Origin of the sequence: Amycolatopsis sp. WGS_07 (assembly GCF_045278895.1) — a bacterium.
Lineage (GTDB): Bacteria > Actinomycetota > Actinomycetes > Mycobacteriales > Pseudonocardiaceae > Amycolatopsis.
Genome location: NZ_CP136053.1, coordinates 6,438,325 through 6,455,178, shown reverse-complemented (window position 1 = coordinate 6,455,178; position 16,854 = coordinate 6,438,325). Strand labels below are relative to the sequence as shown.

General features: G+C 71.4%; 8 protein-coding genes. 1 reads left to right on the top strand and 7 read right to left on the bottom strand.

All coding sequences use genetic code 11. The features are described from left to right. The first annotated feature begins 3 nt into the window (after positions 1 to 3). On the top strand, positions 4 to 849 hold the full coding sequence (locus tag RPX00_RS30530; RefSeq protein ID WP_406630557.1) for a LuxR C-terminal-related transcriptional regulator: 846 nt from the start codon (positions 4 to 6) through the stop codon (positions 847 to 849). On the opposite strand, the gene RPX00_RS30525 is transcribed toward RPX00_RS30530, so the two are convergent. The 7 genes from RPX00_RS30525 to RPX00_RS30495 are packed head-to-tail and all read right to left on the bottom strand — an operon-like array spanning position 815 to position 16,840. Further along, positions 815 to 1,855 (bottom strand): 3-deoxy-7-phosphoheptulonate synthase, encoded by a 1,041-nt coding sequence (locus RPX00_RS30525; protein ID WP_406630555.1) that lies wholly within the window; start codon positions 1,853 to 1,855, stop codon positions 815 to 817. The genes RPX00_RS30530 and RPX00_RS30525 overlap by 35 nt on opposite strands. Beyond that, entirely contained in the window at positions 1,856 to 3,211 is a 1,356-nt protein-coding gene (locus RPX00_RS30520) for a DHA2 family efflux MFS transporter permease subunit (protein WP_406630553.1), read from the bottom strand. Further along, complete coding sequence (locus RPX00_RS30515) at positions 3,208 to 13,053, bottom strand: amino acid adenylation domain-containing protein (protein WP_406630551.1); 9,846 nt, start codon at positions 13,051 to 13,053, stop codon at positions 3,208 to 3,210. The genes RPX00_RS30520 and RPX00_RS30515 overlap by 4 nt, the downstream gene beginning before the upstream one ends. Before the next feature lie 16 nt (positions 13,054 to 13,069). Further along, the gene (locus RPX00_RS30510; protein WP_406630549.1) at positions 13,070 to 13,846 is read right to left on the bottom strand and encodes an ABC transporter ATP-binding protein; all 777 of its coding nucleotides are present in this window, start codon (positions 13,844 to 13,846) and stop codon (positions 13,070 to 13,072) included. After that, positions 13,843 to 14,865: a FecCD family ABC transporter permease gene (locus RPX00_RS30505; protein ID WP_406630547.1), complete on the bottom strand. Its 1,023-nt coding sequence runs from the start codon at positions 14,863 to 14,865 to the stop codon at positions 13,843 to 13,845. The genes RPX00_RS30510 and RPX00_RS30505 overlap by 4 nt, the downstream gene beginning before the upstream one ends. Next, entirely contained in the window at positions 14,862 to 15,845 is a 984-nt protein-coding gene (locus tag RPX00_RS30500; protein ID WP_406630545.1) for a FecCD family ABC transporter permease, read from the bottom strand. Before RPX00_RS30500 ends, RPX00_RS30505 begins: the two co-directional genes overlap by 4 nt. Then, positions 15,842 to 16,840, bottom strand: coding sequence for an ABC transporter substrate-binding protein (locus RPX00_RS30495; RefSeq protein ID WP_406630543.1), 999 nt, complete (start codon positions 16,838 to 16,840; stop codon positions 15,842 to 15,844). Before RPX00_RS30495 ends, RPX00_RS30500 begins: the two co-directional genes overlap by 4 nt. Positions 16,841 to 16,854 lie beyond the last annotated feature (14 nt).

Here is a 16,854-nt window from a genome sequence, read left to right as displayed (position 1 = left end):
CCGATGCCCGTCACCGACCCCGTCCCGGCCGAGGACGTCGCGGAGGTCCGCCGCGCGCTGGTCCGCCTGCGCGGAGCCGCCCAGGTCCCGCTGTCCTTCGGCGGCGCGGTCGCCGACGGCCGCCGGCTGCGCATGACAGAACTGGTCGGCAACTCGACGACGTCGCTGCTCGGCCTGGTCGTAGCGGAGGGCAAGGGCCTGGGCGGCCGCGCGATCGGCTTGCGCAAGCCGGTCGTGCTGCCGGACTACTACAAGAGCGAAGCCATCAGCCACCACTTCGACCGCGCCGTGCAAGCCGAGGGCGTCCGCTCGGTAATGGCGGTGCCGGTGATCGTGTCCCGCACCGTCCGAGCAGTCCTCTACGGCGCGGTCCGGGAACACGTCAGCTTCGGCGACCGCTCGGTTACCGCGATGGTCGAAGTGGCCCGTGATCTTGAGCAGGAGCTGGCGATCCGCGCCGAAGTCCGCCGCCGGCTGGAACTGCTGACCCCGCCCCCGGAAGCGCCCGCCGGAGAGCCAGCGGACCGCGAAACGGTCCGGGAGAGCCACGCCGAACTCCGTCGCATCGCCGCTTCCATAACCGACCCAGACCTGCGAACCCGCCTGGACGCCGTATGCCAATCGCTCGCCGGCAACGCCCCTGACGGCCCGCGACCGACGCTGTCGACGCGCGAACTGGACGTCCTGGCCGGAGCCGCAGCCGGGCACACGAACGCCGACATCGCCGAAGCGCTCGGGCTGGGGCCGGAGACGGTGAAGAGCTACCTGCGCAACGCGATGCGGAAGCTGGACGCGAAGACCCGACTGCAAGCGGTCAACGCTGCCCGCCGGGCGAACCTGCTGCCTTAGCCCTCACGGCCATTCCGCGACGCGCCCGGCTGGCCAGAGCCAGCGACTCCAGCAACGGAACAGTCCGCTCCCACCCGAGGCAAGGGTCCGTCCGGCTCACCGCCGGATCAGCGGGCACTCGCTCCGGATCCTGTGCCCCGTCCCGCAAATACGACTCGATCATCACTCCGGCGACCGCGGCCCCGTCGCGGATCTGCCCCGCCACGTCGGCGACCACCCCTGGCTGCCGGTTGTGGTCCTTCCCGCTGTTCCCGTGCGCGGCATCGACCACCGCTCTTCGCGGCAGCCCCGCCGCCCCCAGCAACCCCATCGCCTCCGCGACCGACGCCGCGTCGTAATTCGGAACCGGACCTCCGCGAAGCACCAGATGCGCATCCGGATTCCCGCTGCTGCGCAAGGTTTTCATCCGCCCGTCGACCCCCAGCCCCGGAAACGCGTGCGGCGCCCCGGCCGCGCGAATCGCGTCCACCGCGGGTCCCAGCCGCCCGGAAACGCAATTTTTCATTCCCACCGGCATCGGCAGCCACGACGCCAACTGCCGATGCGGCTGGCTGGCCACCGTCCGCGCCCCAATGGCTCCCCAGCTCACCGTGTCCGCGACATACGGCGCCAGCACCGGATCCACGAATTCGTACGCCAACGGCAAACCGGTCGCCGACGCGTCGAGCAGAAACTGTCGGCCCAGCCGGACGCCGGTGGCAAGATCCCCTTTGCCGTCCAAAGTAGGATCCGGCAAAAACCCAGTCCAGCCCGTCACCGACCGCGGTTTTTCCAAATAGGCCCGCAAAACGACGACCAGATCATCCGCATACCGCGCGGCCGCCCCGGCGAGCAGCCCGGCATACTCCAGCGCCGCCTCCGGATCGTGCACCGAGCACGGCCCGACGATCACCAGCAACCGGGGATCCCGGCGCGCCAGCACCGCCGAGACAGTCTCCCGATGCCGCGCGACATCCGGCCCCGCACCCGCGGTCACCTCCGCCGGGCTCGGCAATGTGTCCTGCATTTACCGGCTCCTTTCCCTAGGCAGCTTCGCCGCCCCGGCAGCCGCCACCACGACCAGTCCGAGCACCCACCAAAACGTGTCCGCGAAAGCCGCCGCGACGTCCGCGCCCCTCGCGGCCAAACGGTTCTGCAATACCAGAGCGAGAACAGCGGTCCCGATCGAACCGCCCAGCGTGTTCAGCAAGTTAAGCGCACCGGCCGCTTTCGGCAACTGCGCCTTTTCCAGGCTGCGATACACCAGCGCCAGCACCGGCGCACTGATCATCGCCGCCCCGAACCCGCGCAGCAACAAAGAAATGACCAACACAACATCCGGCAATTCCGGGCCTAGCTGAGTAAACGCAGCGGTCCCCAGAGCGACCAGGCCAATCCCGCTCAACACGAGTGTCCGCGGTGCCACCCGGTCCACGATTCGATGCACCAGGACCGATCCGGCAGCCGCGCCAATCCCCTGTGGCACCAAAAGCAATCCGGTATTCCACGCGTCCAGCCCGGCACCGCGTCGCAAGTACAACGGCAGCAGGAACATCGTCCCGAAAACCGACGCCCCCAGCACCACCAACGCCAGCGCGGCCGCCCCGAACGGCGGCCGGGTGAACAACCGCGGATCCAGCAAAGGCGCCCGCACCCGCAACCCGTGCCGGACAAACGCGCCCAGCATCAGCAACCCCACCACAACCGCCGCCGAGGAAAGCAGCTTCGGATACCCGTCAGAAAATCCGGTAAGCCCGAAAACCACCGCCGCCAGCCCGGGAGAAAGCAAAACCGCGCCACGGAAATCGAACGGCTCGCGCGGATCGGCCGGCGCGTCCGCGGCGACGTACCGCAGCCCGAGCAGCACCGCGACCACCCCGACCGGCAGATTGACGTAGAACAGCCACGGCCAGTCCGCGACGCTGAGGATCGCCCCGCTCGCCAGCGGCCCCAGCACCGGCGACAGCAACGGCACCACGCCGACGACGCTGATCAGCCGCCCGATCCGCTCCGGCCCGGCCGCCCGCGCCAGCAACGCCTGTCCGGTCGGCGGCAGCAGACCGCCGGCCAGCCCCTGCAGCACCCGGAACGCCACCAGCATCGGCAGCGAACTCGCGAGCCCGCACAGCAGCGACGCCAGCACGAAGACCGCCACCGCGGTCAGCCACGTCCGCCGTCCGCCGAATCGCGCAGCCAGCCAGCCGGACGCGGGCACGGCGGCCACCACCGCGAGCAGGTAGGCCGTGGTGACCCATTGGACCTCAGTGACCGACGCGTCGAACCGCTGCGCCAGCGTTTCCACGCCGACCGAGACGATCGTGCTGTCGAGCGTCGCCATGAAGGTGCCCAGCACGAGCACGAACGCGGTCCGCCAGAGGTTCACCGCAGCCACTCGCCCGCGTCGTCGTCCAGCCGCGCGGGCAGTTCGGCCAGGAATCGCAGCAGGTCCGCGACCAGTGCCCGGGCCTCCGCCGCGGTGAGAATCCCGGCCTGATAACCGAACACACCGGACCAGCCGCCCGCGTGTTCAGGAATCACAGTCACCGTCATCGGGTAGTGCGTGCGTTCACGGAACCGGGTCCCGGTGATCGCCAGCCCGGGAGCCGGTTCGCGCAGCTTCGCCGGGTCCACCGGATAGTTCTCGAACACGACGAGGCTGTCGAACAGCTGGTCCCGGCCCGTCAGCGCGCCCAGCTCCGCCAGGCCGACGTGCTGATGCGCCAGCAGTTCCTGCTGCCGGGATTGGGTGTGCCGAAGCGCCTCCCCCACGGTGCCGGTGAACCGGACCCGAACCGGCACGGTGTTGGCGAGCAGCCCGAGGATCTCCTCCACACCGTCCACTTCGGACGTACGGCCGGAAACCATCGTGCCGAAAGCAACATCGGCGACACCGGAGCGCGCAGCGAGCACAGCCGCCCACGCACCCTGCAGCAAAGTCCCCGCTGTGATCCCGTGCTGGGCCCCGGCTTGCGTCAACGAAGCAACCAGCGAAGCGTCCACAGTGAACAGTTCCGGCTCCACCGCCGAGCACTGTCCACTCAGGAGCTTCCGCGACGGAAGGCCAGCCAGCTCCGTCCGCCACGCATGCCCGCTGACCGCGTGGTCCCGCGCCGCGAGCCACCGCGTGTACCGCGACACCGGCACCGCGTCCGGCAGCGACTCACCGGCGTACCCGGCGAACAACTCGGCCAGGATCCGCGGTGCCGACCAGCCGTCGGACAGCAGGTGATGGCTGGTGAGCACCAATTCGTGCCGGTCCGGACCGTGCCGGAGCACGGTGACCCGCAGCAGCGGCCCAGCGGCGAGATCGAACGGTTCCGCGAGATCCTCGGCCAGCAGCCGCTCGACATCGTCCTCGACCGGGCGCACCCGGAAACCGACCTGTGGCTCGGCCGGGAGCACCTGCACCTCGTGCCCGTCCGGGAAGACGGCGCCGAGGTTCGGATGCCGCCGCACCAACGCGTGCGCGGCTGCCTCCAGCGCAGCCAAATCCAGCGCGCCCACCAGTAAAAACGCCGCTTGCACCGGATAGGGATCCTCGCTCGCCGCCCGGGATTCGCGCAGGATCAGCTCCTGCAGCGGCGTCAACGGCAGCAGCTCGCCCGTCGGTACCGCAGCGGCCAGCGCGGCGAGTTCGTCCTGGAACAACGTGCCCAACGCGGCGACCTCGTCCGCGGCGAACACCGGGGACGGCCAGGTGAACCGCACCGCCAGCCGGTCGTCGCGCGCCATCGCGTTGACCATCAGCGCGTGTGCCAGCGGGCCGCCGTCCGACCCGAGCGGATCGGCGTCCGGCGGGCGCTGCCACGGAGTCTCCGCCTGCGGGGCCGCCTCGAACCGGCCGAGGTAGTTCCAGCTGACGTCCGCCCCGGTCGAGGTCCCGCCGAGGATCCCGTACCCGAGCCCGTCGCCCGCGGCGCGCAGCTGGTCGCGGACCGCGGCGATCGCGGTCGCCCCGGCGGGCGGCGCGATCCGCGCCGGGTAGACCGCGGTGAACCAGCCGACCGTCCGCGACAGGTCGACCGCTCCGGCGAAGTCCGGCGTGTGATCCGGACGGCCGTGGCTCTCCAGCGCGACGTGCAGCTCCGAACCGCGCCAAGCACGGTAAGCCCGCGCGAACGCGGTGAGCAGCACGGTGTCCGGACCGGTCCGGTACGCGCCCGGCAACGTCGTCAGCACCGTCTGCGTGATGTCCTCCGGCACCTCGATCTCGTGGTGCCGCGCGGTTCCGCTGACCGCACGGGCTTCCCCGGAAACCCGTTGCCAATGCGGGCTTTCCACCTGCCGCGCCGGCTTGGCCGCGGCCAGCGCACGCGCCCAGCCGAGGAACGATGGCCCACGATCCGGCAGCGGATTCCCGAGGTACGCCTGTTCAAGGTCGTCGAGAAGGATCCGCCACGACACCGCGTCCACCACGAGATGGTGCGCGACCAGCGCGAGCCGCCCCGGCCGCGCGGGCCCGGCGTCCACCCACACGGCGCGCAGCAACGGTCCGGTCCGCGGGTCCATGGCGTTCCGGACCGCGGTGATCCGCTCGTCCAGCAGCGCCCGCAGATCCGCGTCCTCGCCCGCCGGGACGACCATCAGCACGTCCGCGCCGGTCACCGTGCCGGGTTCCGGAATTCTCAGCACGTCGCCGGCCAGGTGTGAACGGATCACATCGTGCCGTTCGAGCACCGCGTCGAGCGCCGCCCGCCACCTCGGCACCGCCCCGCCGGACGGCACGCACACCTCGACCCACTGGCAGAACCCGTCCGCGGCCGAACCAGCGCGTTCCAGCAGCTCCCGCATGACGGGCGTCAGCGGCGCGTCCCCGACCGCGGGCGTCAGATCCGGCGAAACCACCACGGTCGTGTCGCTGCACCGGGCCGCAATCCCGGCGATGGTGCCGCCTTCAAAAACGTCCCGCGCGGTCAGGTGCAGGCCCTCCCGCCGGGCGCGCGCGACCAGCCGGAGCGACGCGATGCTGTCACCGCCGGCGTCGAGGAAGCCGTCGTCCACTGTGACGTCCGGCCCGAGCAGTTCCCGAACTACTTGCAGCAGCACGGTTTCCGCTTCAGTCGCGGGCTGGCGGGCAGCGGCGACGTTGCGCGGGCCGGGCGCGGGCAGAGCGGCCCGGTCCAGCTTCCCGCTGGGCCCGAGCGGCAGCCGATCCAGCGTGAGCACCGCCGACGGCACCATGTGCGCGGGCAGTTCGGCGGCCAGGTACTCGCGCAGCGCCGCCGGATCCGGGTCCGCGCCGTCGACCGGCACGACGTACCCGACCAGCCGCCGGTCCCCCGGCCGGTCCTCGCGCACCAGCACGACCGCGGCCCGCACGTCCGGATGCCGCGCCAGCGCCGACTCGATCTCGCCCGGCTCGATCCGGAATCCGCGCAGTTTCACCTGGTGGTCGGCGCGGCCGAGGAACACCAGCTGTCCGTCCGGCCGCCAGCGCACCAGGTCGCCGGTGCGGTACATCCGGTCGCCGGGCGCGCCGAACGGGTCGGCCACGAACCGCTCCGCGGTCTGCCCCGGCCGGTTCACGTAGCCGCGCGCGAGCTTCGGCCCGGCGAGGTACAGCTCGCCGGTGACGCCGGTCCCGACCGGCCGCAGCCCCGCGTCCAGCACATACGCCCGCACCTGCGGGTCCGGCCGCCCGATCGGCAGCGGGCCCGGGTCGTCGGCGGAGTACACCCAGGTGACGGAGTTGATCGTGACCTCGGTTGGGCCGTAAGCGTTGAACAGCGCCCGCCGGTCGCCCCAGCGGCGCGCCAGCTCCGGGTCGAGCCGCTCGGCGCCGACCACGAAGAACACCTCCGGGTCGACCGTCGCGTCGTCCGGCATCGCGGACAGGAACGACGGCAGCAGGTTCAGCCCGGTGACGCGGTGCTCGGCGGCGTAGGCGAGCAGGTCGTCGCCCGACCCGCGGACCTCCTCCGGCGCGATCACCGAGGTGCCGCCGGACAGCAACGGCAGGAAGAACTGCCAGTACGACACATCAAAACTCGTGGACGCGAAGTGCAGGTACCGCTCGCCGTGCCGGATGCCGACGATGTCCTCCTGCAGCGCGACGAGGCTCGGAATGCCCCGGTGGGCAATCGCCACGCCCTTGGGCTTTCCGGTGGTTCCGGACGTGTAGATCACGTACGCCAGCGAGTCCGGATGCGGAAGCACATCGTCCCAAGTAGACGGTCCACTCAGGACCTTCGGGTCAATCACCGGAATGCCGAAACCGGGGTCCGGAGTGGACACCACGGCGGCGGGCGCGCTGTCCTTCACCAGATGCGCCAGTCGTTCCGCGGGATAGGTCGGGTCCATCGGCACGTGCACCGCACCGGCCTTGAGCACCCCGAACAACGCGACCACCAGGTCGATGTCCCGTTCCAGCAGCACCGCGACCGGGTCCTGCTCCTGTACCCCGGCGGCGCGCAACGCATGCGCGAGCTGGTTCGCTTTCCGGTTGAGTTCCGCGTAGGTCAGCCGGCGGTCCCGGCAGACGACGGCCTCGGCATCCGGCGTTTCCCGGACCCAGCGCGCGAATTCGGCCAGGCAGGTGCCCGCTTCCCGACGCGGCTCCGGGCCGGTTCCCTGCCGCAGCAGCGCCGCTTCTTCTTCTGCGGCAAGGGAACGCAGCCGAGCGACCGGTCGCTCCGGGTCGGACACGATCTCGTGCAGCAGCGTCGACAGCCAGCGGCCGTACTCCTGCACGGTCGATTCGTCGAAGGCGTTCGGCTGATAGCCGAGGCCGATCGCGATCTCGTCGCCGGGCAGCACGATCACGGTCAGCGGATAGTGCGTCGCGTCCGTGATGTCGACACCGGCGAGATCGAGCCCGGGGGCGAGCGGTTCGCGTTCCCGGCTGGACAGCGGGAAGTTCTCCATCACCAGCATCGTGTCGAACAGGTCGCCGACGCCCGCCGCGCGCTGGATGTCCGGCAGCCCGAGGTGATGATGGTCGGTGAGCCGCGCGTTCTCGTCCTGCACCCGCGCCAGCAGCGCCGAGGCCGGATCGGACGGGGCGAACGAAACCCGCACCGGGATGGTCGTGCCGAGCTGGCCGATCATCCCTTCCACCCCAGGGACATCCGACGGACGACCGGACACCGGGCAGCCGAACACCACGTCCTGGCGTCCGGTGAGCCGCGCCAGCAGGACGCCCCACGCGGTCTGGAACACCGCCGTCGACGTCACGCCGCGTTCCCGCGCGAAGCCCCGCAACTGCTCGCTGAACTCCGCACCGAGCCCCACCCAGATCCGCTGTGGACGGTCCGAAGTGGACTCCGTGGCGGCCGGGGCGAGCCGGGTTCCTTCTTCCAGGCCGGCCAATGCCTCCCGCCAGGCCTCGACGGCCGCGTCGTGGTCGCGGGCGGCCAGCACCCGGTGGTACTCGGCGAGCGGCGGCGCGACCGGAGCGGCCGGTCCGCCGCCCAGCTCGGCGTAAGTAGCGAGCAGGGCGCGGCCGACGAGTGGCATCGACCAGCCGTCGAGCAGCGCGTGGTGGATCGTCAGCACCAGCCGGTGTTCGGCCGGGCCGAGGGTGAGCAGGAGGAACCGGATCAGCGGCGGCACCGCGGGGTCGAACGGCCTGGCCAGCTCGGCCGCGCATTCGCCCTCGACGCTCGTCGGACGCTCGACCTGCCGCCAATCCAGGTGCACCTCGGCGGGCACGACCTGCACGACCTCGCCCGCCGCCGTCGTGTGCAGGTGGACGCGCAGCGCCGGATGCCGTCGCAGCAGCTCCTCGGCGGCGGCGCGCATCCGGTCCGCGTCGAGCTGCCCTTCCAGATGGGTGACCGCCTGCACGGTGTAAACGTCCGGCCCGCCGCTGGTCAGCGTGTGGAACGACAGCCCGGCCTGCAACGGCGTCGCGGGCAGGACGTCAGCGACCGGACCCTGCTGTTCGAGAGTGTCGATCTCGTCCTGGGTGAGGGTGACCAGCGGAAGGTCCGACGGCGTGAGCCCGCCGGTGTTTTCCCGCGCGTGTGCGGCCAACGCGGCCAGCGCCGTCGCCCACTTTCCCTGCAGGCGTTCGACGTCCTCCGGCGGCAGCACCCGGCTGGCGGCGGTCCACTCGACGGCGATCCGCGGCACGTCGTCCTCGCGGACGAAGCAGTTCAGTGCGAGCACCTGCTCCAACGCCTTGGCTGCCGGCTCGATGACCGCGAACGGATCGTCGTCCGGCAGCTGCCAGCCGCCGGACAGCGGGGTGAACCGGCCGAGGTAGTTGAGCAGCACGTCCGGCATCTCCGGCGTGAACTCAGCTTCGGGGTCCAAGTACCGGAGGACGCCGAAGCCGATCCCGCCGTCCGGCACCGACCGCCGCGCTTCCTTTACCGCGCGCAGCAACCGATCGATACTGTCCACACCAGACAGACCTATGTGGACTGGGTATTCAGCAGTGAACCAGCCGACGGTGCGAGCGAGATCCAAACCTTCGCGGCCGTGGCCTTCCATCGTGACGGTCATGGCGTCCTCGTCGCCGCGCAGGGTCAGCACGAGTGCGGCAAGCAGCACCTCGTCGACACCCGCACGATAGGCCGCAGGCAACGTCGTCAGGACCGCAGTGCTTTCTTCTTCGGAGGCAACCGTGACCGAACGGTGCGCGGTGGCAACGGTGTCGAGCTTCGGATCAAGCTTGCTCTTCCGCGTCGACTGCCAGTACTCCAGTTCCCCGCGCCGTGCGCCGCTCGCGCCTTGTTCGGCAAGCGCCAACGCGTGCCGCCGCCAAGACGCCTTGACTGGCTCGAGAACTCCGCCCGCGCAAGCCGTCTGCAGATCAGGCAGGAGAATGCGCCAGGAAACCCCGTCGATCGCCAAGTGGTGCACGACCACCACCAACTGGTCCCCTACCAGCGCGACCCGCAGCATCGCCCCGGCGCGCGGGTCCAATTCGGACGCCAGCCGCTCCGCCACCTCCGCCGGGCTCCCGACCGCCTCGGTCAGCACCTCCGCCGCATCGACCGCGCCGCGCGGCCGGATCACCAAGGTGCGATCAGGTTCGACGCGAAGCCGCAACACGTCGTGGTGATCGAGAACTGCCTGAACACCTTGAGCCAGCCCCGGAACCGGACCGTCCACGCGGAGCACTGTCCACTGTGCATAGCCGACGATCGCGTCCAGATCAGGGTTCAGGTCGAACAGCGTCCGCACGATCGGCGGCGCGGGAACCTCGCCGATCGGCTCGTCCGGAACACTGTCCGGTTCGGACAGATCCCGGCTAGCCGCCGCCAAGGCCGCGAAACTGCGCCGCGCCAGCAAATCGCGCGGACGGAGGTCTAACCCGTGGGCGCGCAGCCGGCTGCTGACACTGATCGCGGTGATGCTGTCGCCGCCGAGGGCGAAGAAGTCGTCGTCGACCGCGACCCGCTCCACGCCGATCACCTCGGCGATCGCGGCGCACAGCAACCGTTCCCGCTCCGTTTGCGGCTCGCGTCCGCCGTCGGCCGCCGCGGGCGCGGGGAGCGCGTCCCGGTCGAGTTTTCCGTTGCTGGTCACCGGAAGCTCGTCCAGCACCACGACCGCCGCCGGGACCATCGCCTCCGGCAACCGCCGCGCGAGCGTCGCCCGTACGTCTTCCGCGACCAGCCCGGCGCCGACGACGTACCCGATCAGCCGCGGCCCGCGCACCGCCGCCGCAGCGGCCCGCACGCCCGGCACCGCGCCGAGCGCGCCCTCGACCTCGCCCAATTCCACGCGATGGCCCCGGATCTTGACCTGCCCGTCGCGCCGCCCCAGATACTCCAGCCCGCGCCCGGGCACCCAGCGCACGACGTCGCCGGTGCGGTACATCCGCTCCCCCGGCGGCCCGAACGGATCGGCGACGAACCGTTCCGCCGTCCCGCCCGGACGCCCGAGATAACCGCGCGCCAGATGCGGCCCGGCGAGATACAACTCCCCGCGACTGCCGGGCAGCACCGGCCGCAACGCGGCATCGAGCACGTATGCCCGCGTGCCCGGGACCGCGTACCCGATCACCGGTTCGTCCCCGACGATCGCCGCGCTGGCACCGTCCACAGTGGCCTCAGTGGGACCGTAAATGTTGCGCGCCCGGATACCGGACGAAGCAATCCGCTGCCACAACGCGGGAGGCGTCGCTTCTCCGCCGAGCACCAGCAACGCCGGGTCGAGCGAACCCGCGTCCAGCAACGGAGCCGCCATCGACGGCGTGGTGTCGATGACCTCGATCCCGTCCCGAACGAACGCGGCGTGCAGCGCATCGACGTCACGCGCGGTTTCCGTGTCGTAGACGTGCAATTCGTGCCCGCACAGCATCCACAGCAGCTGCTCGATCGCCGAGTCGAAAGCGAAGGAATACGTGTGTGCCACGCGAAGCCGCCGCCCCTGCGCGGTCTCGGCGACCGTGGTGGCACGGTGGTTCCGCAGCAACGTCTCCAGCCCGCCAGACCGGACCAGCACGCCCTTGGGCCGGCCGGTGGAACCGGAGGTGAAGATGACGTACGCGAGGTGTTCCGGATGACGGTCCACATCGGACAACTCTGCGGCCGAGTACCCGGCGATCTCGTTCCGCACCACCGGATCGTCCAGCCGAAGCTGCGGCACTCCGGGCAACGAATCCGAGTCCGTCACCGCGAGCTTCGGAGTCACCTCGGCGACCAGCGAGCGCAAGCGTTCCGCCGGATGCGCCAGATCCAGCGGCAGGAACGCCGCCCCGGCGTCGAGCACCGCCAGCAGCGCCACCACGAGATCGACCGACCGGGGCAGCGCCAGCGCCACCACGTCGTCCGCCCCGACTCCCCGCGCCCGCAACGCCCGCGCCAGCCGGTGCACCCGGTCCAGCACCTCGTCGCCGGTGAGCCGTTCGTCCCCGCACACCAGCGCGGTCTCCCCGCTGAGTCCCGCAAGGAGACCTTCGCCCGCTGAGGCCACCGCGGGCGTCGACCATTCCGCGAGCAAGGCGGCGACGTCCGGCACCAGGTCCACCCCGCCGACGACCGGCGCGTCCTCCCCGGTGAACGCGGCGATCAACGCCTTCAACGCGGCGAGCTGCGCGTCGACCCCGGCCTGGTCCTGGGACCGCGCGTCGACCTCGAAGCCCAGCAGCAGCCCGCCGCCGGACGTCGGCAGCACGCTGAGCCCCATGTCCTCCGGCGGCCCGCCCGCGACGTTCCGCATCGTCCCGCGCGCCTCGCCGAACGCCAGCTCCAGGTCGAACGCCTTGAGGTTGATCCCGCGCCCGTGCAGCAACGCGCCCGCGCCGGGCACCGCCAGGTCCTGAGGAAGATTCTCACCCCGGTACCGCTGGTGTGCGCGCATTTCACGCAGCGCCTCGGCGACCCGCGCGGTCAGCTCCTCCGGCCGGTCTCCCGGCCGCACGCGGACCCGCAGCGGCAGCACGTTGACCGCCATCGCCGGAGTGCGCAACGCCGCGCCCACCCGGCACATCAGCGGCACCGCGAACACGACGTCCGCCGTGCCCAGCACCCGGTGCAGGAACGCGGCGTAACACGCGATCAGCGCGTCGCCCCAGGTCGTCTTCGCCCGTGCGCCCAGTTCGCGGAGCCCGGCGACCTCGGCCGCGGAAAGCTCGGCACGCGCGGTGAACGTCGCTTCCGGCAGCCCGGCCGCACTCGCGTCCTCAGCCAGCTCCGGCATCGGTGTGAACCGTTCACACCAGTACTCGCGGTCCTGTGTGAAGCGCTCACTCGTCCGGTACTCGCGGTCCGCGTCGACGAGGTCGGCGAACCGGCCGAACGTCGACGGCGGCACGTCCTCGCCGCGCACCGCCGCGGTGTACCGGGCAGCGGTGCGCCGGGCGAGCATCGCGGCGGTGTAGCCGTCGAACACCAGGTGGTGGCCGAGCTGGGTAAACCACACCTCGGTCTCGGAAAGCCGCAGGATCAGGTGCGAGAACAACGCCCGGTCCAGCATCCCGCGGCACGCCTCGGCCACCCGCCGCCGTTCCGCCGCGACCCGGGCGTGCGCGGCGGCCAGCGGGTCCGCTTCCCCTTGCAGGTCAACGACTTCCGGCAGCGGCACCGGCTCGGCGGACACCACCTGGCGAGGACCGTCCGGAGTGTCGAGCACCCGCAGCCGCAGGCTTTCGGCCTCCTCGGTGGTCGCGCGGATCGCCTCGGCCAGCGCGGCCAGGTCGACCGGCTCACCGCCAGAAATCTCTACGACATCGCCGACGAGGTAATACGGCGAATCCGGCTCCAGCCGTTGCGCGTTCCAGATGCCCAGCTGGGCGCTGGTCAGTTCGAGGGTGGCGAGTGCGGTGCTCAACAGGTGACTCCCGGGCTCAGAGCGACGGCACGACCATCGGCGTGCCGGTGACCGGATCGGGCACCACGACGCTCGGCAGGTCGAAGACTTCCTTGATCAGCGCGGCGTCCACGACGTCGCCGGGCGCGCCCTCGGCCACGACCCGCCCGTCGCGCATCGCGACCACGTGGTCGGCGTAGCGGCAGGCCTGGTTGATGTCGTGCAGCACCGCGATCACCGTGCGGCCCTCGTCGCGCAACCGTTTCAGCAGCTCCAGCACCTGGTACTGGTGCGCGATGTCGAGGAACGACGTCGGCTCGTCGAGCAGCAGGTACGGCGTGCGCTGCGCGAGCACGACCGCGATCCACACCCGCTGCCGCTGCCCGCCGGACAGCTCCTGCACCGGACGGTCGGCCAGCCCGGCGACCCCGGCCGCGGTCATCGCGCCGACGACCGCGGACTCGTCCTCCTCCGACCACGACGACAGCAGCGACTGGTGCGGGAACCGCCCGCGCGCGACCAGCTGCCGGACCCGGACGTCCTCCGGCGCGGACGGATCCTGCGGCAGGAAGCCGAGTTCCCGCGCCAGCGCCTTGGCCGGGTACGCCCCGACCGCCCGGCCGTCGAAGGCCACCCCGCCCTCGGCCGGGCGGAGCAGCCGGACGAACGCGCGCAGCAATGTCGATTTGCCGCACGCGTTCGGGCCGACCACCGCGGTGAACGCGCGGTCGGGCACGTCGAGCCGCAACCGCGCCGACACGACGCGGTCGCCGTAGCGCAGGGTCAGGTCCCGCGCGGTCAAGCGAGCGGTCACTTCCGCCGCACCTCCTTGGTCAGCAGCCAGATCAGGTAGCAGCCGCCGATCGCCGTGCTGACCACGCCGACCGGCAGCGACACCGGGGCGAGCAGCATCTGCGCGGCGAGATCCGCGCCGGCGAGCAGCACCGCGCCGGTCAGCGCGGCGGGCAGCAGCGGGATGCCGGGCGCGCGGGCGAGCCTGCGGCCGATCTGCGGCGCGGCGAGCGCGACGAAGGCGATCGGCCCGGCCACCGCGGTGACCGTCGCCGTGCAGCCGACGCCGATCAGCACGAGCTGCAGCCGCAGGGCTTCGTGCCGGACCCCCGTCGTCACCGCGAGTTCCGTGCCGAGCGCCGCCTGGTGCAGCGCCGGAGCCCGGGTCAGCAGCACCGCGAACAGCACGGCCAGCACCCCGAACGGCACCGCGACGTCGTTCCAGCCGATCCCGTTGAGCGAACCGGCGCTCCACCCGACCGCCGCGATCGCGACTTCCAGGTCGGCGCGCAGCACGATCCACGAGTTCAACGCGGTCAGCATCGCGTTGATCGCGATCCCGATGACGATCAGCCGCAATCCGGACCGGCTGCCGCCCATCGACAGCAGATAGACCGCGGCCGCGGTGACCAGCCCGCCGAGCACCGACGCGAACGTCAGCTGCGCCGGCGACCCGGACAGCACCGTCATCGCGATCAGCGCGCCGGTGTAGGCACCGGAATCGAGGCCGATGACGTCCGGGCTGCCGAGCGGATTCCGCGTGACATTCTGGAAAATCGCCCCGGCCAGCCCGAGCGCGGCGCCGAAGATCAGCCCGGCCGCCACCCGCGGCAGCCGCCATTCGCGGATCACCACGCCCGGCCCGCCGCCGGACCCGCCGAGCGCGGCGAACACCCGCGCCGGGCTCGCCCAAGCCGCGCCGTAGCACAGCCCCAGCAACGCCAGACCAGCGAGAATGACGGCGAGCACGGCGACGAGGATGACAGCGCGGCGCTCGACCTTGAACGAAAACCGCCCCCGGCGGAGCACGAACGCGGTCACAGCGCGGCCGTCCCGTACTTGCGGACCGCCCAGATCAGCACCGGGCCGCCGATGAACGCGGTCACGATCGCAACCGGCACCTCGCCGGTCGGCAGCAGCACGCGCGAGCCGATGTCCGACAGCAGTAGCAGAATCGGGCCCAGCACCACGGCGAACGCGGTCAGCCACGGCACCGAAGCACCGGCCGCGCGCCGAGCGAGATGCGGCACGATCAGGCCGACGAACAGAATCGGCCCGGCCACCGCGGTCGCGGCTCCGGCCAGCAAGGTGATCAGCAACAGCGTCACCGCGCGGATCCGGGCGACGCGCGCGCCAAGCGTGTGCGCGACGGTGTCCCCCAGCGCGAGCGCGTTCAGCTGACGGCTCAACAGGAACGCGGCGACCACGCTCACCGCGATCACGATCAGCGGCACCGTCAGCGGAGCCTGCTCCCGTCCGGCCAGCGAGCCGACCGCCCAGAACCGGTACCGGTCGAAGGTGTCCGGCAGCAACAGCCGCAGCCCCAGCGAAACGCCGCTGAGCACGAACGTCAGCGCGGTGCCGGTCAGCACCATCCGCAACGGCGACCGCCGCCCGACCGCGTACACCAGCAGCGTCGCCAGCACCGCGCCGAGCACGGCGAACAGCAGTTCACCGGACTCCGAAACGGCGATGCCGAGCGCGGAACCGATCGTGATGGCAAACCCGGCCCCGGCGGTCACGCCGAGCACGCCGGGTTCAGCCAACGGGTTGCGCGACAGCACCTGGACGAGCACCCCGGCCACCGCCAGCGCCGCCCCGACGCCGACCGCCAGCAACGCCCGCGGCGCCCGGACGTCGCGCACCACCGCCTGATCGGCCGGATCGCCCTGCCCGAAAATGGCCCGGAGCACGTCCGCCGGGGCGATGCCGTGCGCCCCGACGCCCACGCTGACCACGGCCACCGCCGCCAGCAGGACGACGGCGGCGGCCAGCAGCACGGTCCGGCTGCGTCCGGTCACTTCTTCAGCAGCGGCGCGAACGCCTGGTCCACCGCGTCCAGCGTCTTCATCGCCGCCCGGTAGGTGGCCGCTTCGGTGTAGCGGAAGGCGAACGTCTTGCCCGCCTTCACCGCCGGAAGTTCCTTCCACAGCGGCGAATCGAGCACGTACTTCACCGCGGGCGGCACCGAACCGTCCGGCTTGACCGAGTAGGTGATCGCGTCCGCCTGCGCGAACGCGGTCGGCAGCTCCTCGATCGACGGGTACTCGCTGACGTCCTTCGAGCCGCCGCCCTTGACCTTCACCTGGCCGAAGTAGTTCGCGCCGATGTCCTGTGCGACGTTGGTGCCCCAGGAATCCTTGAACTCGCGCTGGAAGTTGCCCTTCGCGACCTCGCCGTACGCGCCGACGTGGCCCAGTTTCAGCTGCGGCAGCACGGCTTTGTACTTCTCCTTGAGCTGCTTCGCCTTGGCCTCGTACTCCTGGCGCGCGGCGTCGAACCCGGCCAGCGCGCCCGCCGCGTCGGACTGCTTGCGCGAAAGCTCCCGCCACGCCGAGGGCACCGACGGCCCGATCGCCACGACCGGCGCGATCTCCTGCAGCCGCTTGACGTCGATGTCGGCGAGCACCGGCTTCGGCACGCCGATCACGATCAGGTCCGGATCGGCCTGCGCGATCGCCTCGTAGTTCGTCTCGGCGGCCTGCTCGCCCGCGACCTTCGGCAGCTCGTCGTACTTCTTGCGGTCCTCGGCCGTCATCATCGGCAGGCCGCGCTTCCACGTCGAGATCCCGACGAGCGGGGCCTTCGCCTCGAGCAGCGCCGGCACGGCGTAGCCGGTCGCGATCACGCGCTTCGGCTTGACCGGGATCTTGATCTCGCCGTTGTCGGCGGCGAAGGCGCGGGTCGGGGCGTCGCTTCCGCCGCTCTGCGCGTCGCCGGAGCCGCAGCCGGCGACCACGGTGAGAGCGACCGCGAGCGCGGCGGCGGCGAGACGGGTCTTTCTGGTGACGGTCATGCGAGGGTCCTCAA